Below are 17788 nucleotides of genomic sequence, written 5' to 3'. Positions count from 1 at the left end.
GAAACGCCGAAGCCGGACAAAGATGTGCAATCGCTCACGCCGATCACCCCTACGGGAGCACTCTGGTGACGCGGCCCACGGCCGCGGGGCGTACGGGGGCGTCATGGACGAGACGACGGTCGTGACCGGCGGCGTACCGGGGGCCGGGACGGGCCCGGACGGGGACACCGAGTTCCCGCCGGTCGGGCAAGAGCGTGAACGGGCCCTGCTCGACGGGCTGCTGGATGCTCTGGCGGAGCGGGGCGGCGCCCTGCTGCTCAGCGGTGACCCGGGGATCGGGAAGAGCGTGCTGCTGCGGTACGCGGCCGACCACTGCCGTACGACCGTGTTGCGGGCCCGCGGTGTGGAGTCGGAGGCGGTGCTGTCCTACACCGTCCTCGCCGACCTGCTGCTTCCGCTGCGGCCGTACTTGAGCGAGCTGCCACCGGGGCAGCGACGGGCGCTGGAGGGCTGTCTGGCGCTGACGGACGTGGCGGGGCCCAATCCCTATGCGGTGTGTGCCGGGGCACTCGGCGTGCTGGCGGCGGCCGGTGAGGTGCGGCCGCTGCTGGTCGTCGTGGACGACCTGCACTGGGTGGATCCCGCGTCACGGCAGGTCCTGCAGTTCGTGGCACGCAGACTGACCACGGAGCGCGTGGCACTGGTCATGGCCATGCGGTCCGGGGACGAGGCGGACGGCGTGTGGACGAGCGTGCCGCGGGCCGTGCTGGGGCCGCTGGCCGAGGACGACTGCTGGACGCTGCTGCGACGGCATGGACTCGACCGTACGGATCCGGCGGCGGACCGGCTGGTCCGGCTGTCGCTGGGCAATCCGCTGGTGCTCGTCGAGTACGCGGGAACGCTCGCCCGGGCACGCGAGGCGGGCGCCGCGCCGTGGGACGACGTGTGGGAGGCACCCGGCCCCCTCGTGGAACGGGCCTGGCTGGGACAGCTGCGTGCGCTGCCGCACCGCACCCGGGAGGCGCTGGTGTACGTCGCCGCCTGCCGCACACCCGAACTCGCCCTGCTGGCGGAGGCGTTGGCGGCCGAGGGCATGGACCTGGACGCGCTGGACGCGGCCGAGCGGACCGGGCTGGTGCGGATACGGGACGGCGTGTGCGAGCTCCGGCATCCCGTGCTGCGGCCGGTCGTACTGGGCCAGTGCACCACGGCCCGCCGCCTGCGGGTGTACCGGCGGCTGGCAGCGCTGTCGTCCGACGGGCTGCGGACCTGGTATCTCGCCGCCGCCGCGCCCGGCCCGGACGAGACGGTCGCCGCGCGGCTCGCCAACGACGCCGAACAGGCCCGTCGGCGCGGTGCGTTGGCGGCCGCGGCATGCGCCTGGCACCGTGCCGCCGAGCTGTCCCCGGACCCCGCCGACGCCGCGCGCCGGCTGCTCGAAGCGGCCCGTGACGCCTTCTACGGCGGCACCACGCGCGACGCCGCCCGCTGGTGCGAACAGGCCCTCGCCCGCAGTCGCGACCCGCTGCTGACCGCCGACATCGAGCTGTTGCGCGGTCAGGCCTGCACCTGGCTCGGCGACCCGGCCCGCGCCCACCGGCTCCTCGTCGACGCCGCCCGCACGGTACAACCGGTGGACCGGTCCCGGGCCTGTCTCCTGTACGGTGCCGCGGTGGCGCCCGCGACGATGGACGGCAGACTTCGGCACGCATCCGACATCGCGGCACGGTGCCAGGAACTCGCCGACGGCGGCCAGGACACGCAGCGCCGGCACGCCGCCGTGATGCGGGCCAAGGCCCAGGCACTCGGCGGTGACGTCCCGACGGGACGCGCGGCGCTGCTCGCGCTCCTCGACGAGGGTCGCCGGTCCGGGGACGGCGACATGCCCCTGCACATCGTTCGCAGCCCCGCGGAACGCCAGGTCTCCATGGACATCGCGCAGGGCCTGGCCTGGACGGACGACGGCGAGGTCGCCCGGTGGGTGCTGGACGCGGTGATCGAGGGCACCCGGCGCGACGGTTCGCCGACGCTGTTGCCGTACGCGCTGCTGGGGCGGTGCGAGGTGGAGATGTGGAGCCGCTGGCCGAAGGCGCGTGCCGACGCCGTGGAAGCACTGCGCCGGGCCGAGGAGTTCGGGCAGCTGGCGATGTCGGGCTACGCCCTGATCCAGTTGGCCCGGCTGGACGGCCTGCGGGGCGACACAGCCGCCTGCGAGGAGCGGATCGCGCGGTACGAACGCTGGTGCGGCGGACGGCTGCGCGGTCTGGGCATGTTCGCGCGCGGGACGCTGGGATCGGCCGCGCTGACCGCCGGAGACCCGGGCGCCTGCCGTACGCACCTGGAGGCGGCCTTCCGGATGGCCGACGGGATGGGGCTGGTCAACCCGAACCTCATGCCGTGGGTGGCGGATCTGGTGGAGGCGTGTCTGCGTACCGGCGCGCGGGAGCGGGCGGTCGCGGTGACGGACTGGCTCGCCGAGCGCGCCGAGGCGACCGCGCTTGCGTGGCCCGCGGCCGCGCACGCCCGCTGCCGGGTGATGCTGGCGCAGACGGCGGACGAGGCCGCCGACTGGCTCGCCACCGCCGAACTGGCGCATGGCCAAAGGGAGATGCCCTTCGAGCAGGCGCGAACCCGGCTCGTCGGCGGCGAGGTCCTGCGCCGGTTCCGGCGCCCGTCGGCGGCGCAGGAGCCCTTGCTCGCCGCGCAACGGACGTTCAGCGCGCTGGGGGCACTGCCGTGGGCGGCGCGGGCCGGGGCGGAGGTCGCGGCCACCGGGCACCGCGCCACCGTCCGCCGGACCGGGCCGTCCGTGGTGGAGCTGCTCACACCGCAGGAACTCCAGGTGGCGCGCGCCATCGGCGAGGGGTTGAGCAACGTCGAGGCCGCCGCCTCCCTGTTCCTGTCCCGCAAGACGATCGAGGCCCACCTCACCCGCGTCTACCGCAAGTTGGGCGTCCGCTCCCGCACCGACCTGGCCCGCTGCATGGCACACGCCGGCGTCGTCGGGTGATACCTCAGCAGAGCCGGAGAACGAACACTGGACGCCCTGCGTCAGCGGTGTCATTTACAGCGGACCACGGGCGGGCGAGGCCGTCGCGTTCGCCCATGGTCCGGGAGGTCACGCCCCGGACCACGAGCCGGTGGCCGGCCGACATCGGCGTCCGACCGCCGCCACCGATATCACGCCGACTTCGATCGGCTTCGACCGGGTCCGACAGGCAGTACGTGCCGATCCTGGAGTGTCCGGCAGCAGGACGCGGTGTCCCTGCCGACCGGAGGGTGACACCCCGCCGTGTGGCTGGAGCTGCGGTTCGTCGGGCCGTGGGGACTCTGTGGGGCTCTAGGGTCGGGACGGCATGGGTTGCACGGCTGGATGACGGATGAAGGTGAGGCGGAGCGCGCGTGATCCGGGTAGTGGTGGTGGACGACGAGGCACTGGTCCGCTCGGGCTTCGAACTCATTCTCGGCGCCTCGCAGGACATCGAGGTCGTCGCGACGGCGGGCGGGGGCGACGCCGTGGAGACCGTCCGCCGGGTACGGCCGGACGTGGTGCTGCTGGACATCCGGATGCCGGACGTCGACGGGCTCACCGTCCTGCGTGAGCTGCGGGCTGACCCGGACGCTCCGGTGGTGGCGATGCTGACGACGTTCGACGCGGACGAGTACATCCTGACCGCGCTGCACTGCGGCGCGGCCGGTTTCCTCCTCAAGGACACCGAGCCGGAGCAGCTCGCCCACCTGGTGCGCACCCTCGCCGCGGGCGGTGTGGTGCTGTCCCCCAAGGCGTCGCGGACCCTGCTGCACAGCCACCCGGGCACCCGGACGGCCGTCGACGAGGAGGCTGCTCGCGTCAGGCTGCTCACCGTCCGCGAGCGCGACGTCCTCGTCCTGGTGGCCGAGGGTCTGTCGAACGCCGACATCGGGGCGCGCGTCCACCTGGGTGTCGGCACGGTCAAGGACCACGTCAGCGCGATCCTCACCAAGCTGCGGGTGACCAGCCGAGTGCAGGCCGCGCTGCTGGCGCAGCGGGCCGGACTGCTCGACGAGCGCCCGCGGCCCGAGGCCGGACGATGAACCGCGCACGCGTCCGGTGGCAGCGGGTTCCCGCTCCGGTCGTCGACATCGTCCTGGTGACGGTGGCGGCCGTGGATGTATGGCTGAACATGTGGGAGCACACACGGCTCGGCGTGGCGCTGGCCGCGGTCGGCTGCGCCGCGCTCGCCTTCCGGCGGCGGTTCCCGCTCGGCGTCTTCCTGCTCACCCTGCCCATCGCGCTGATGCAGGATGTCGCCGTCGCCGTGCTCGTGGCGCTGTTCACTCTGGCCGAACGCTCCCGCGACCGCCGTCTCCTCGCCGTGTGCGTCGCCCTGTCCGCCGTCGCGAGCAGCACTCCGTGGCCTCTGGCCGAGGTCGACCGGACCATGACGCTGGTCTTCTTCGTGTACGGCCTGGCGACCGCCGCGGCCCCCGTCCTCTTCGGCCAGCTTCTCCAGGCGCAACGGGACCTGGCGCGGCGGCTGACCGAGATCGAGGAGGCCAGGGAGCACGAGCGGGCCCTGCACGCGCAGGCCGTGCTCGCCCGCGAACGCGCCCAGCTGGCCCGCGAGATGCACGACGTGGTCTCCCACCAGGTCAGCCTGATCGCCGTACGGGCGGGTGCGTTGCAGGTCGCCACCGAGGACGCGGACGCCAAGGATGCCGCCCGCACGATCCGTTCGCTGAGCGTCACCACGCTCGACGAACTGCGCACCATGGTCACGTTGCTGCGCGCCTCCGGCGGCCACGCCACCGAACTCACCCCTCAGCCGACCCTGGCCGACCTGCGCAGACTCGTGGAATCCAGCGGCGCTCACGCGCAGTTGACGGGTGAACTCCCGCCCACCGTGGGCACACCCGCCCAACGGGCCATCTACCGCACGGTCCAGGAGGCGTTGACCAACGTGCGCAAGCACGCCCCCGGCGCCACGGCCCGCGTCGAGCTGTGGCAGCACGGCGACGACGTCGGAGTCACCGTCACCAACACCGCGGCCACACGCCCCTCCCTGTCCCTGCCCGGCTCGCAGCACGGCCTGGTCGGCCTGCGGGAACGGGCCGACATCCTGCACGGCACCCTGGACGCGGCCCCCACGGCGGAGGGCGGTTACCGGGTGCGGCTGCGGATTCCGCTCGGCGCGGACTGACCGGCCGGGGTCTCGCGCTGTCTGCGAAGGACGGCGAACTCGGTGCGCATGAAGGACCTTTCGCGGTCCTGGTGTCCACGGGTACCGGTGCGTGTGGTGGGTGGGTCATCGCGCGGGAGCCAGGAACTGGGTGGCCGCCAGCTGCCCGTACAGCGGGTCCTGGGCCACCAGTTCCTCGTGGGTGCCCACGGCCCGTACCCGTCCGGTGTCCATGACGATGATCCGGTCGGCGCCGGTCACCGTCGACAGGCGGTGGGCCACCACCAGCACGGTGGTCTCGCGGGCCACCTCCGCGAGGACGTCCCGCAACGCCAGTTCGTTGACGGCGTCGAGTTGCGAGGTCGCCTCGTCCAACAGCAGCAGCCGGGGCCGCCGCAGCAGGGCGCGGGCGATCGCGATGCGCTGCCGCTCACCGCCGGACAGCTTCGACCCGCGGTGTCCGACCGGGGTGTCCAGGCCGTGGGGCAGCCGACCGACGAGGGTGTCGAGCCTGGTCCGGGCCAGGACGTCGCGGATGTCGTCGTCCGTCGCGCCGGGCGCGGCGAGGAGCAGGTTCTCGCGCAGCGTGCCGGCCAGCACGGGAGCGTCCTGCTCCACGTATCCGATGGCGGACCGCAGCTCGGGCAGGGACCAGTGCCGTACGTCCTCGCCGTCGACCAGGACCCGGCCTCCGGTGGCCTCGTAGAACCGCTCGATGAGCGCGAAGACCGTCGACTTGCCCGCGCCGGAGAGACCGACGAAGGCCGTCGTCCCGGCGCCCGGTACCTCGAAGCTCACCTGGCGGTGGATGTACGGCAGGCCCGGACGGTAGCGGAAGGACACGTCCTCGAAGCGGACCGACGCCGGGCCCCGCACCCCGGTCCCCTGCCTGGGCAGAGCGCCCTTCGGCCGGGCGGGCGACTCCGTCGAGAGGCGTTCCACGTACGCGATCCGGGAGATCGCCGCCGCCCCCTCCTGGTAGTGGGACGCGGCCTCGACCAGCTTGGACACCGGTTCGATCAGGTAGAAGAGGTACAGCAGGAAGGCGATGAGGGTGGACACGGGGATCTCCCCGGACGCCACCCGTGCCCCGCCGACCGCGAGCACCGCGAGGAAGGCCAGCTGTACGGCGAGTTCGTCCGCCGAGCCTGCCACGGCCTCCCACTTCGCGCTCTTCACGCCATGCAGCCACGCCCGCCGTGCCGCCGCCTCCAGGTGGGCGGTCTCCCGCTCCTCGGCGCCGGACGCCTTCACCGTGCGAAACGCCCCGAAGACCCGCTCCAGCGCGACGGAGATCTCCCCGACCGCCTCCTGCGAGCGTTCGGTGGCGTGGGCGATTCTCGGCATCACCAGTGCGGTGGCCCCGCCGACCAGCGCGACCACGCCGAGTGTCACGCCCAGCAGTACGGCGTCCAGGAACGTCATCATCACGATCGCCGCCACGAAGGTCACCGCGCCCGTGGCCGCGGAGACGACCGCCTGGGTGCTGACCGCCCGCAGCAGCGTGGTGTCCGAGGTGACCCGGGACATCAGGTCGCCCGGCGGGATCCGCTCCCACTCCGCGATCCGCAGCCGCAGCAGCCGCCCCACAAGGGTGCGCCGCGCGGCCAGGACCACCGACTCCGCCGTCCGCTCCAGTACATACGCGCCGAACGCCTCGACCGCCGTGCCCAGCACCACCAGCACCGTGAGCGCGATCAGGATCCCGGCGACGGTCCCACCTGTCGTAAGGCGGTCCACCAGTGTCTTCGTGGCCAGCGGCTGCAGCAGTCCCCCGGCGGCCCCGATCAGGGCGCACAGCAGGCCGAGCGCGACGGCCCACCGGTGCGGCCGGACATGGGCGCACAGCGCCTTGACCGTCTCCCGGGCGGACAGGGAAGCCTCGCAAGGCTCATCCGTCGTCGGGGCGGATGCGGTGTTCACTGCGTTCCTTTCCTCTGCGGCCTGCTCTTCTGCGGCCTGCTCTTCCGCGGCCCGCCAGACACCGCATCGGCGGTCCGGCGCACCAGGGGTGAGCGCGTGTCGGCTCAGTGGCCGAGTCCGGCTGTCCTCGTGACGAGGGTGTGCACCAACGCTTCGGACACCTCAGGGCGGACGACGAACAGGACGAAGGCGCCGGCCGCGAGCGCCAGACCGAGGAATTCCAGGAACCCGCCCAGGCCGGCCGATGACCGGAGGGAAGTGTCGGTCTCCCTGTGTCGCGCACGGTGTGTCATGCCTCCAGCCTGGAAGCCCCGCCTCCCGGTGCCCATCCGGCAACCGTCGGGTCCACCCCCGCCGAGTGGCTGAGGAAGGAGCGGACGGCTGTCCGGTCGCGTCGTACCGGCCGGGACGTGACTCCCCGAGTAGCGGGGGCGTACCCGCCGACCGGCGGGGTCGTCACCGCGGCCTGCCGGATGGTCCGCCTCCGGATGTCCCCGCGAGATTCTCCGTATGACAAAGTCGCAGCCACTGCCGGAGACGTCAGCTCCGCAGGAGAACTCTCCTCCGCAGCCCCGCACCTCCCCCGAGTCCGCCGTGCCGGCCCCGCCCGGTCCTTCGACGGGACGCCTCGTCGGGGTCGACCTGGCCCGTGCGCTGGCGGTGTTCGGCATGTACGTCGTGCACATCGGTCCCCCGCTGTCGGCCACGAACGGTGTCGCCAGCTGGGTCCGGTACATGGCGGACGGTCACTCGTCGGTCCTGTTCGCCACCCTCGCCGGGTTCTCACTGATGCTGCTCGCCGGCCGCCGCGAGCCGAAGACCGGCCTGGCCGGCCGTCAGGCGAAGGCCAGGATCGCGATCCGCGCCGTGGTCCTGCTCGCGCTGGGCACCGTGATGGCGATGGAATACGGCGGAGTGATCATCCTCGGCTTCTACGGCGTCTACTTCCTGCTGGCCCTGCCCCTGGTGCGACTGCGCGCCAGGACCCTCGCGATCACCGCGGCCGCCCTTGCCCTCGTCACACCGCAGCTGGCGTTCGCCCTGAACTCGCTGCTCACCGAGCCGATCCGACAGAGCGTCAACGCCTACGACCCGCTCCACCGGCTCAGCGACGTGGGAGTGCTCGATCTGCTGTGCACCGGCTTCTACCCGGCGATCACGTGGATTCCGTTCGTGATCGCCGGTATGGCGCTGGCCCGCCTAGACCTGTCCGCGACCGCCGTCCAGTGGCGCCTGGCCGCGCTCGGCGCCGCCCTCACCGTGGCCGCGTACGGCATGTCCTTGCTGCTGGCCGGCAGGAACGCGCTGGACAGTTTGGCGGAAGGCGGTCCGTCGTCCGGCGGCTCCGGGGCGATGTCCGGCAGCTCCGGGTCGATGCCCCTCGACAGCGGGTCGTTCGAGCCCCAGGCATCGATGCTCCTGACGGCCGGGCCGCACAGCGGCACCACGTTCGACATCATCGGCAGCGTGGGAGTCGCGATCCTCGTGATCGTGGGCGCGACGGCGGCCATGGACCGCCTCCCGCGACTGCGCAGACTGGCCAACCCGGTCATCGCCGTGGGCACCATGTCCCTGACGGCCTACGTCGGCCACTTCGTCGTACAGTCCTGGCTGTCCGAGCTCGGGGTCGGGCCCGGCACCCAGCAGTCCTGGGTGCCGCTCCTCATGTTCGTCTTCGGGGCGATCGTGTTCGCCGCGGTCTGGTCCCGCTTCTTCCGTCGCGGCCCGCTGGAGTACCTGCTCAACGCCGCCACCAGGCCGGCGAAGCACCTCCGATGAGACCTGGCCGGGGTGGCTCGACCTCCACGTCCCGCCCCGGTCCGCCGTACGTCTGGCTCATCACGCGTAGGTGCGGGGCCCCGTCGCCGAGGGGTGCCCATGGAGTGCCGGCTGTCCAGGTCAGGGGCCGTTTCGGCGGGGCGGGGACCACTCCCGTGGGATCGCCGCCCCCCTACGCCCTGGGCGCGAGCCCCGTACCGGTCGGGCGCATGGTCGGCCGACGGGTCCCGGCTAAAGGTTGTAGCCGCCCGATACCTCGATGTTCTGACCGGTGACCCAGCGACTCTCGTCGGAGACCAGGGTGGCGATCATCGCGCCGATGTCGTCGGGCTCTCCGACCCGGCCGAGAGCGGTCCTCGCGGCGAGGGCCGGGACGACCTCGGGGAACCGGGTGAAGGCGTCGTCGGCGATCCGGGTGCGGGTCGATCCCGGCGAGACGGCGTTGACGCGGATGCCCCGCGCGCTGAATTCCTTGGCCATGTAACGCGTCAACACGTCCAGGCCGCCCTTCATGGACGCATAGGCCGAGTAGCCGGGCTCCAGGCCGACGACCGCCGTCGAGTTACTGCTCGTGTTCACGATGGCCCCACCGTTCGCCATCAGGGGCAGCAGCCTCTGCGTCAGGAAGTACGGCCCCCTGAGCAGTACCCGCATGAGCCTGTCGAACGTCTCCTCGGTCGTGTCCTCGATCAACGAAGTCTGCGCGAAACCGGCGTTGTTGACCAGGTAGTCGAATGTGTCACGTTGCCAGGTCCCGCGCAGTACGTCGGCCACCGTGTCGCGGAAGGCCGCGAAGGTGGCGGTCTCGCCGACGTCCAGCGGGATTGCGACGGCCGTGCCGCCCTCCTTCTTGATGGCGGCTGCCGTCTCCAGCCCTCCTTGCCGGTTGCTGCCGTAGGTCAGGACTACGCCGGTTCCGCGCCTGGCGATCTCGATCGCGGCGCTCTGTCCGATACCGGAGCTCGCGCCCGTGACGATGGCGACCTTCATGGTGTTCCTCCTGAACGGGATCGTGTGTCGGGGGTCGTGTGTCGGGGGTCGTGTGTCGGGGGTCGTGTGTCGGGGGTCGTGCGTGTGGGGTGGGTGAGCCGGTGGCGCTATGCGGCGGAGTCCGAGGGCAGAACCCGGGCCAGCCAGTCGGTACGGGTCCGGCGGGCCGTCGCCGAGATGTGCGCCTGCGGGTACAGCGCGTCGAAGCCGTGGAAACCGCCGGCCCAGACGTGGAGTTCGGCCTGGCCGCCGGCCGCCCAGATGCGGGTGGCGTAGTCGCCGACCTCGTCTCGGAACACTTCGGCGGACCCGGTGTCGAGGTAGGTGGTCGGCAGGCCCGAGAGGTCGTCGGCCAGCGCGGGTGAGACGTATGCGGGTACCTGGTCGTCGGTGAGGTCGCCGAGGACGGCGCGCCATCCGAACTCGTTCATCTCGCGCGTCCAGACGCCGGGCCCGTCGGAGTACTGGCGGCTGGAGGTGCTGGTGTTGCGGTGGTCGAGCATGGGACAGATCAGCATCTGCGCGGCGATCGCCGGGGTGCCGAGGTCACGGGCCATCAGGGTGACGCCGGCGGCGAGGCCGCCGCCCGCGCTGGCACCCGCGACGACGATCCGGGCGGGGTCGATGCCCAGTTCGGCGGAGTGCTCGGCGATCCAGAGCAGTCCCCGGTAACAGTCGTCGACCAGGGCGGTGCCGGTGGCCTCCGGTGCCAGCCGGTAGTCCACCGAGACCACGACCGCGCCGAGCTCGTCGAGCCACTCCAGCGGTATGTCGATCTGCGAGAAGCGGTCTCCCATGACCATCCCGCCGCCGTGCATCCAGTAGACGCAGGGTGCGGCGTCGGTGGTGCCGTCGGTGGTCGTGGGGCTGAACACCGACAGGGGGATCGGGACTCCGTCCTCGGCGGGCACGGTGATCTCGCGTCGGTCTGCCTGCCGGTGGGCGAGCAGGGACTCGACGGGGACCGAGGGGAGCTGACGCAGCTGCGCGAGCACTTCCGGGCTGAGCCGGGACATCAGCGGCATCTCGGCGAGCAGGTCACGGAGTTCGGGGTCGAGGGCGGGGCGTGCCGTGGTCATGGTCGTTGCCTTTCTTCGGGTGCTGCCGGCCGGGGGGATCGGTCTGGGGTTCAGAAAGCGGCCTTGCCGCGGACCGGGACGTAGTCGGTGTACTCGGACTCCTTGGCCAGCAGTCCGTCGATCTGCGCCACGATGGCCTGGGCGGCCTCGCCGGCGAAGATCCGGTGGTGGTCCTCCTCGCTGGTCCAGCCCTCGGTGACGTGGACGACGTCGGGGTCGGAGGCGGAGCGGGAGACGAGGTAGACCACGCAGTGCTCGCTCGCACCGGGGCTGCCCTCGTCCAGGCCGGTCAGCAGCAGGTCGACCAACCGGTCGCCCATCCGGGGCTTGGCGGTCAGGGTGGCGTTGAAGCCGTACTTGGCGATCATGGGGTCCTTCTTCTCAGTCGCTGGAGTGAAGTGACTCCATTCAATCGCTCTGACCTGCGAAAACGTTAGAACGATGCTCGCTAGGACTTGCACAATCCTCTCGACCGCAGGAGGCGGAGTACGGAATGGTGCTGCAATGGACGCATGCACCGCACGTACCGCGTGTACCTCGAAGAGCTCCGCAGCCTGCTCGACCGGCATGCCCGTCCCGACTGGACCACCGCCATCGACGGCGTTCTCATCTCGAAGGTCGACCGGCCGGATCCGCCGGCGCCCTCCATGTCCGGCACGGTCCTCGCCGTCATCGCCCAGGGCGCCAAACGCCTGGCCCTGGGCGACCGGGTCTACGAGTACGGCGCCGGGCAGTACCTGGTCGCATCGGTCGACCTGCCCGTCACGGGGCAGTTCACCCAGGCCGACCCCGAGCAGCCTGCGCTGGGCTTCGGCCTGGTACTGGAGCCGTCCGCCGTGGCCGAGTTGCTGCTGCAGGCCGGGCCCGGCGACATGCCCCGCACCGGCGGCGGCACACCCTCGGGGATCGCCGTCAGCGACGCTCCCGCAACGCTGCTCGACCCGGCGGTCCGGCTGCTGCGCCTGCTCGACGAGCCCCGCGACCGGGCCGTACTGGCACCGCTGGTCAAGCGCGAGATCCTGTGGCGCGTGATCACCGGCGAGCAGGGCGCGGCGGTGCGCCAGCTCGGCCTCGCGGACAGCGGCCTCAGCCACATCTCCCGGGCCGTGCGCTGGATCCGCGAGCACTACGCCCAGCCCTTCCGGGTCGAGGACGTGGCGCGGATGTCCGGTATGAGCGTCTCCGCCTTCTACCGCAACTTCCAGGCGGTGACCGCGATGAGCCCCATCCAGTTCCAGAAGCAGATCCGGCTGCAGGAGGCCCGGCTGCTGCTTGCCACCCACCCGGGCGACGTCACCGGAGTCGGCCACCGCGTCGGCTATGACAACCCGTCACAGTTCAGCCGGGAGTACCGCCGCCAGTTCGGCGCACCCCCCAGCCGGGATGCCGACCGTCTGCGTCACAGCGTGCACCCCTCGGCAGCTGCCCTTCCCTGAGCCGACTCGCCCGCCGAAAGGAATCACTCAAGGTGAGGCGAGGTGAGGACAGCCACGACGGCCGCACCCATGAGGGCTGGGACAGTCACGGCTGAGGTCGCTGTCCACGTGCAGCACGGCGTGTCCGTGATGGACAGCGGTCGCGCACACCACGAGATCGTTCGCTTGCTCCGCGTACGCCTGCTCCACCTGGGGCACAACTACGTGGCACCAGCCGGACCGGTCATCGGCGTTGTCGCCACCGACCAGGATCACGCTCACCCCTACCGACCGGTAGCCCACCGATCGGGCCCTCGCTAGAATCGAGGTAAGCGATCGCTTAGGCGCTGCGGTGGAGGTTCTTCCCGCAGCGGCCGGACGAAAGGGCCAGAACCGTGCCGGTCATCGACGCGTGGATGCAGCATCCGACGTTGCGCCACTCCAACCATGAGATGTTCGAGCCCTTGCGACGGTGGACAGGGCAAGGCCCCCTGGATGACGAGCTGCCGGCAGAGGTCACCGTGGCCGCACTGAAGGCGGCCGATGTGGAGACCGGCCTGTCCGCCGCCTGGTACGGACCTCAGGGCGCGCTGATCAGCAATGACGAGGTGGCCGCCTTCGCCGCCCGGTCGGGCGGCATGCTGCGCGGGGTGGCGGGCGTCGACCTATCCCGGCCGATGGAAGCGGTACGCGAGCTGCGGCGGGCGGTTCGGGAACTGGGATTCGTGGCCCTGCGGGTGGTGCCCTGGCTGTGGGAGCTGCCGCCGACCGACCGGCTCTACTACCCGCTGTACGCGGCCTGCGTAGACCTGGGAATCCCCTTCTGCACTCAGGTCGGGCACACCGGCCCCCTCAGGCCCTCGGAGACCGGGCGACCCATCCCCTACATCGACCAAGTGGCCCTGGACTTCCCCGAACTGACCATCGTCTGCGGGCACATCGGCTACCCGTGGACGACGGAGATGATCGCCGTCGCCGACAAGCACGAGAACGTCCACATCGACACCAGCGCCTACACCGCCCGCCGCTATCCGGCCGAACTCGTGGACTACCTGCGCGGTCGGGGACGTCGAAAGGTTCTCTTCGGCACGAACTATCCGATGATCACCCCCGTCCAGGCGCTGGAACACCTGGACCAACTGGGCCTCGACGAGGAAGCACGCGAGTTGTTCCTCTCCGGCAACGCCCGCCGCGTCTTCGCCCTGTAGGCACCCGGGACCCAGCACCTGCCGCCCCAAGGCGCGCAGGAGAGTCAGCGTGGTGGACGAGCCGCTTGGCGATGTCGCGCAGGCTTTATCTCCCCGTCGCGCAGGTGAAGGGCCGTGGGCAGCATGGACTCGTCGCTGACGCCCGCGCCATCGATGGTCTCGCCGCTCCCGCGGACGGACTCGCACCCTTCGAGGCGAGAGTGCGGTCGCGGATGCGCTCGCACTCCCTGCCGGACATCGCCACCAGCACCGTGAACACGATGCCAGACGGATCGCGCGAGCCCCTTCAACTCCCTGGCGAGGAACCCCTGGCAAAGCTGATCTTGAGGCTCCGATGTGCGCCCGCCTCTCCGATTCACCCTCAGCGAGGATGCGGCAGACGGTGACACCGAGGGCGACCGACCCTCACCCACCCCCCCCCGAAGCGAGCCGAGGTGGCCGCTGTCGCCCCCGCGTCAGCGAATACTTGGCTGGCCACATTATTGGTGCTACATTAATTATGTGGCCAGCCACACTTTTGGCGGCCGAAAAGAATGGAGTCATCATGAAAGCAATCGTTTTCGACCGGTTCGGCGGCCCGGACGTGCTGCACGAGGCGGACATCGAGGTCCCGCAGCCCGGCCCCGGCCAGGTCAGGATCCGTGTGAAGGCCGCCGGGCTGAACGCGCTGGACGGCAAGATCCGCGCCGGGATGATGGAAGCCGTCCGTCCGACACACTTCCCCGCCGTCCCCGGGGTCGAACTCGCCGGTGTGGTGGACGCCCTCGGTGAGGGCGTGAGCGGCATGGAGGTCGGCGATCAGGTGCTGGGCTGGTCGGACACCGGCTCGTACGCCCAGTACGCGCTGGCCACCGCCGTGGCCCCCAAGCCCGCCGGCCTCGACTGGCTGCACGCGGTCGCGTTGCCGGTGGCCGGCGAGACGGCCGAGCGGGTCCTGAACCAGTTGGCGGTCGCCGCCGGGGAGACCGTACTGATGCACGGCGCGTCCGGAGCGGTCGGCACCCTGGCGGTCCAGCTCGCCACGGCCCGCGGCGCACGCGTGATCGCCACCGCGGGCCCCACCAACCAGGACTACCTCACCTCGCTCGGCGCCACCCCGACCGTGTACGGCGAGGGCCTCGTCGAACGGGTGCAGGCGCTGGCCCCCGACGGTGTGGACGCGGTGTTCGACCTGGCCGGGAAGGGAGCCCTGGAGGACTCCATCACCCTGCGGGGCGGCACCGACCGCATCGTCACCATCGCCGACTTCGGCGCACGACAACTGGGCATCGCCTTCTCCCAGGGGTCGCCGGAACGCTCCACCGCCCGTTTGGCCGCCCTGGCCGAGGACGCCGCAGCCGGCAAGCTCGTCACCACCATCACCGCCTACCCGCTCGACCAGGCGGCCAACGCCCAGCAGATCAGCGACGCCGGGCACATGCGGGGCAAGCTCGTCCTGACCGTTGACTGAGCACGTCCGCCCACCGCCTCCCTACGACCACCCCCTGCCTTGTCGGTGACCGGCCGGCCACCGCCATATCGAAGGATTTCCCATGCTGGATTCCCTGTGGACGCCGACCACTCTCGGCGGCACATCTCTGCCGCACCGCCTGGTCATGGCCCCCATGACCCGTGACCGCTCCACACCTGAAGGGGTACCGACCGAGCTGAACGCCGAGTACTACGCACAGCGCGCCTCGCACGCGCTGGTCATCACCGAGGGAACCCAGCCCTCCGCCGACGGCCAGGGCTACCTCCTGACCCCCGGCATCCACAACGACCAGCAGATCGCCGGATGGCGCAGGGTCACGGACGCCGTGCACGCGGCCGACGGCCGGATCGTCATCCAGCTGATGCACACCGGACGCATCGCCCACCCCGACAACACCCCCCACGGGCGCCGTCCTGTCGCCCCCTCCGCGATCCGGCCGGCGGGCGTGATGTTCACCGCGTCCGGGCCCCAGGAGATGCCGACCCCCCGTGCCCTGTCGACGCAGGAGGTCGTGGCGACCGTCGAGGACTTCCGCCGCGCCGCAGCGGCCGCCGTCGCGGCGGGCGCCGACGGCGTGGAGATCCACGGCGCCAACGGCTACCTGGTGCACCAGTTCCTGTCCGACAACACCAATCAGCGCACCGATGGCTACGGCGGCTCGATCGAGGGCCGCATCCGCTTCGCCGTCGAGATCGCCGCAGCCGTGGCCGACGAGATCGGCGCCGAGCGCACCGGTATCCGTATCTCCCCCGCGAACCCCTACAACGACATCGCCGAGTCCGACACCGCCGAGCTGTATCCGGCGCTCCTGGACGCCCTGCGCCCCCTGGACCTGGCCTACCTTCACGTGTTGCACGCGGGCGACGAGGAACTGCTGGGCGTCCTGCGAGCGATGTGGCCGACCACGCTGATCCTGAACCGGGGCGGCACCGACCTGCCCGCCCGTGCCAAGGACATCGACAACGGCACGGCCGACCTCGTCTCCGTCGGCGCCCTCGCGCTCGCCAACCCGGACCTGGTCGAGCGGCTCCGCGCCGGCGCGCCGCTGAACACCCCCGACCCGGCGACCTTCTACGGCGGCGGAGCGGCCGGCTACACCGACTACCCCACCCACACCGGCTGAGGAACCGAACCATGGCCACCCCCGAACCCCGCATCCCCACGACGGCCGGCGCAGGACCGATGAGCTACGCGATCTTCCAACTCGCCCGCACTCACCGCGCCTACGCCGCCACCCTGCTGCGCGCGATGGACCTGCATCCCGGACAGGAACTCCTGCTGATGCATCTCCTTGACCGGGACGGCCAGTCCCAGTCCGAGCTGCTCGAATACCTCGGCGTGGACCACTCCACCATCTCCAAGGCGCTACGCCGCATGCAGGACGCCGGCCTCGTCGTCCGTGAGCCGGCCGCACATGACCGGCGCGTCATGGTGGTCCACCTCACCGACAAGGGCCGGGCGATGCGCGAGCCCATCGCGGCCCTGTGGCACGCCCTGGAGGAGACCTCCGCCCGGAATCTGTCGGAACAGCAGGCGCAGTCCTTCGTCGAGACCGCCTATGCCATCACCGAGGCGATCAACAGCCGCGCGCTGCCGGAAGAAGAGTCCGCCTGACTCCCCGGTGTGCGCCCCAGTGCCCCGTACGTCACACCTCACGTGAAAAAGGGGCACGTGGACTGGGGTGCACACCGTCCCGCATGCGCCACGACCACCACCAGGTCGGCCATGGCGCCCACCCCGTCCCGGCTGCCTTCGGACACGGCACGTTCCGCCGGCGAGCGCACCGCGGATCCGCCCCCCACCCCACCACCCACCCACGGCCCGCCCCCATCGGCCCGCCCGGCACGCAGGCGCCCATGTCCGCAGCCACGTCTGCTCCGCCCGCCAAGCCCCTCGCCGATGACCTGACGGAAAGTGAAACCCCCATGCCTGCCACCGACTCGACCACCCTCCCGGTCCTCGTCGTCGGGGCGACCGGCTCCCCGGGGAGCAAGGTCGTCGACGCACTTCTCAAACGCGGCAAGACCGTCCGCGCCATGGTGAGGCCGGCCGGCGACGCCGGCCGACTCGAAGGCCGGGGCGTGGAGATCATGCGTGGCGACGTGCTCGACATCGACTCGCTCGTGGCCGCCATGACCTGCGCCGACGCCGTCATCACCACCGCCGCCGGCTACACGCGCGGCGGCAGGAACGCCCACGACATCGACACCCTCGGCAACGCCAACCTCGCCGAGGCCGCCCATCGCACCGGCATCCGGCGATTCGTCCTGACCAGCATCCTCACCAGCGACCAGACACCCGATGTCCCGCACTTCTGGCACAAGAAGCTCGCCGAGGACAAACTCGAACAGCTCGGCGTCCCCTTCGTCGCCCCGCGCCCTGGGGCGTTCCTGGACCAGGTCGCCAGCATGGCGGGTGACCCGGTCGACAAGGGCCGCATGATGTGGATCGGCAAGGCCACCGTCCCGCTGACCTTCGTCCACACTTCCGATCTCGCTGCGTACCTGGCAGCCGCGGTCGACGCCAAGGCCGAGGCCGATGAGCGGATCGACATCGATTGGGACCGTCCGGTCAGCGTGCGAGAGGTCGCCGACGTGACGGGCAGCCGGGAGTGAACTCGCCGGCGCACTGGGCGTGCCATGGCCGAAAGGGAACCAGTTTCCCAGATCGGCTCCCTCCCCCATTCAGCACGTCCGGACCTTGCTCCCGAAGTCCCACCAGGACACTCACCCGAGGAAGTTCAACCGAACCTGCCGGTCGGGGTCGTCCTTGTTGGTGTCCACAAACCTCCGTCAACGCAACTGCCGCGCATACCTCACAGGGC

The 17788-nt window shown here is 71.3% G+C and carries 15 protein-coding genes; 10 read left to right on the top strand and 5 right to left on the bottom strand.

The annotated features are described in order from the left end of the window. Nucleotides 1–103: 103 nt before the first annotated feature. From OG595_RS38435 to OG595_RS38425, 3 genes are all read left to right on the top strand, one after another. Nucleotides 104–2950, top strand: coding sequence for an AAA family ATPase (locus OG595_RS38435; RefSeq protein WP_329280360.1), 2847 nt, complete (start codon nt 104–106; stop codon nt 2948–2950). Between the two features lie 392 nt (nt 2951–3342). After that, nucleotides 3343–4014: a response regulator transcription factor gene (locus OG595_RS38430; RefSeq protein ID WP_329280358.1), complete on the top strand. Its 672-nt coding sequence runs from the start codon at nt 3343–3345 to the stop codon at nt 4012–4014. Continuing rightward, nucleotides 4011–5120 (top strand): sensor histidine kinase, encoded by a 1110-nt coding sequence (locus OG595_RS38425; RefSeq protein WP_329280356.1) that lies wholly within the window; start codon nt 4011–4013, stop codon nt 5118–5120. Before OG595_RS38430 ends, OG595_RS38425 begins: the two co-directional genes overlap by 4 nt. Nucleotides 5121–5225: 105 nt before the next feature. Here the strand turns inward: OG595_RS38425 and OG595_RS38420 are convergent, their stop codons facing one another. Both OG595_RS38420 and OG595_RS38415 read right to left on the bottom strand, forming a co-directional pair. Beyond that, nucleotides 5226–7022: an ABC transporter ATP-binding protein gene (locus tag OG595_RS38420; RefSeq protein ID WP_329280354.1), complete on the bottom strand. Its 1797-nt coding sequence runs from the start codon at nt 7020–7022 to the stop codon at nt 5226–5228. A gap of 104 nt (nt 7023–7126) precedes the next feature. After that, nucleotides 7127–7315, bottom strand: a complete 189-nt coding sequence (locus OG595_RS38415; RefSeq protein ID WP_329280351.1) for a hypothetical protein — start codon at nt 7313–7315, stop codon at nt 7127–7129. 217 nt (nt 7316–7532) lie between these two features. Between OG595_RS38415 and OG595_RS38410 the strand changes: the two genes are divergently transcribed. Then, a complete protein-coding gene (locus OG595_RS38410; protein ID WP_329280349.1) occupies nt 7533–8801 on the top strand; it encodes a DUF418 domain-containing protein in 1269 nt (422 codons plus the stop codon). Nucleotides 8802–9032: 231 nt separating this feature from the next. On the opposite strand, the gene OG595_RS38405 is transcribed toward OG595_RS38410, so the two are convergent. The 3 genes from OG595_RS38405 to OG595_RS38395 all read right to left on the bottom strand — a co-directional run bounded on the left by OG595_RS38405 (nt 9033) and on the right by OG595_RS38395 (nt 11238). Continuing rightward, nucleotides 9033–9791, bottom strand: coding sequence for an SDR family NAD(P)-dependent oxidoreductase (locus tag OG595_RS38405; RefSeq protein ID WP_329280346.1), 759 nt, complete (start codon nt 9789–9791; stop codon nt 9033–9035). A gap of 107 nt (nt 9792–9898) precedes the next feature. Next, nucleotides 9899–10870, bottom strand: coding sequence for an alpha/beta hydrolase (locus OG595_RS38400; protein WP_329280344.1), 972 nt, complete (start codon nt 10868–10870; stop codon nt 9899–9901). Between the two features lie 50 nt (nt 10871–10920). After that, nucleotides 10921–11238 carry a putative quinol monooxygenase gene (locus tag OG595_RS38395; protein ID WP_329280342.1) on the bottom strand — a complete coding sequence of 106 codons (318 nt, stop codon included), beginning with the start codon at nt 11236–11238 and terminating at the stop codon, nt 10921–10923. A gap of 162 nt (nt 11239–11400) precedes the next feature. On the opposite strand from OG595_RS38395, the gene OG595_RS38390 reads away from it, so the two are divergent. The 6 genes from OG595_RS38390 to OG595_RS38365 all read left to right on the top strand — a co-directional run bounded on the left by OG595_RS38390 (nt 11401) and on the right by OG595_RS38365 (nt 17579). Beyond that, a complete protein-coding gene (locus OG595_RS38390) occupies nt 11401–12306 on the top strand; it encodes an AraC family transcriptional regulator (RefSeq protein WP_329283521.1) in 906 nt (301 codons plus the stop codon). A 500-nt stretch (nt 12307–12806) separates the two neighbouring features. Further along, the gene (locus OG595_RS38385; RefSeq protein WP_329280340.1) at nt 12807–13493 is read left to right on the top strand and encodes an amidohydrolase family protein; all 687 of its coding nucleotides are present in this window, start codon (nt 12807–12809) and stop codon (nt 13491–13493) included. A gap of 544 nt (nt 13494–14037) precedes the next feature. Then, nucleotides 14038–14943, top strand: a complete 906-nt coding sequence (locus tag OG595_RS38380; protein WP_329280338.1) for an NADP-dependent oxidoreductase — start codon at nt 14038–14040, stop codon at nt 14941–14943. Nucleotides 14944–15025: 82 nt separating this feature from the next. After that, nucleotides 15026–16087, top strand: coding sequence for an alkene reductase (locus OG595_RS38375; RefSeq protein ID WP_329280336.1), 1062 nt, complete (start codon nt 15026–15028; stop codon nt 16085–16087). Between the two features lie 11 nt (nt 16088–16098). Next, a complete protein-coding gene (locus OG595_RS38370) occupies nt 16099–16578 on the top strand; it encodes a MarR family winged helix-turn-helix transcriptional regulator (protein WP_329280334.1) in 480 nt (159 codons plus the stop codon). A 311-nt stretch (nt 16579–16889) separates the two neighbouring features. After that, entirely contained in the window at nt 16890–17579 is a 690-nt protein-coding gene (locus OG595_RS38365) for an SDR family oxidoreductase (RefSeq protein ID WP_329280332.1), read from the top strand. Nucleotides 17580–17788: the final 209 nt, after the last annotated feature.

Source organism: Streptomyces sp. NBC_01451 (genome assembly GCF_036227485.1).
In the GTDB taxonomy this organism is placed as follows: Bacteria; Actinomycetota; Actinomycetes; order Streptomycetales; family Streptomycetaceae; genus Streptomyces.
The sequence above is the reverse complement of the archived record's forward strand: the minus strand, read 5'-3'. Positions and strand labels throughout refer to the sequence as shown.

What these genes read in the sequence shown, in the direction of transcription:
- OG595_RS38410 (WP_329280349.1), top strand. Translation starts at nt 7,533, where the DNA reads ATGACAAAGTCGCAGCCACTGCCGGAGACGTCAGCTCCGCAGGAGAAC.
- OG595_RS38405 (WP_329280346.1), bottom strand. Translation starts at nt 9,791, where the DNA reads ATGAAGGTCGCCATCGTCACGGGCGCGAGCTCCGGTATCGGACAGAGC.
- OG595_RS38375 (WP_329280336.1), top strand. Translation starts at nt 15,026, where the DNA reads ATGCTGGATTCCCTGTGGACGCCGACCACTCTCGGCGGCACATCTCTG.
- OG595_RS38400 (WP_329280344.1), bottom strand. Translation starts at nt 10,870, where the DNA reads ATGACCACGGCACGCCCCGCCCTCGACCCCGAACTCCGTGACCTGCTC.
- OG595_RS38415 (WP_329280351.1), bottom strand. Translation starts at nt 7,315, where the DNA reads ATGACACACCGTGCGCGACACAGGGAGACCGACACTTCCCTCCGGTCA.
- OG595_RS38380 (WP_329280338.1), top strand. Translation starts at nt 14,038, where the DNA reads ATGAAAGCAATCGTTTTCGACCGGTTCGGCGGCCCGGACGTGCTGCAC.
- OG595_RS38395 (WP_329280342.1), bottom strand. Translation starts at nt 11,238, where the DNA reads ATGATCGCCAAGTACGGCTTCAACGCCACCCTGACCGCCAAGCCCCGG.
- OG595_RS38370 (WP_329280334.1), top strand. Translation starts at nt 16,099, where the DNA reads ATGGCCACCCCCGAACCCCGCATCCCCACGACGGCCGGCGCAGGACCG.
- OG595_RS38365 (WP_329280332.1), top strand. Translation starts at nt 16,890, where the DNA reads ATGCCTGCCACCGACTCGACCACCCTCCCGGTCCTCGTCGTCGGGGCG.
- OG595_RS38435 (WP_329280360.1), top strand. Translation starts at nt 104, where the DNA reads ATGGACGAGACGACGGTCGTGACCGGCGGCGTACCGGGGGCCGGGACG.
- OG595_RS38425 (WP_329280356.1), top strand. Translation starts at nt 4,011, where the DNA reads ATGAACCGCGCACGCGTCCGGTGGCAGCGGGTTCCCGCTCCGGTCGTC.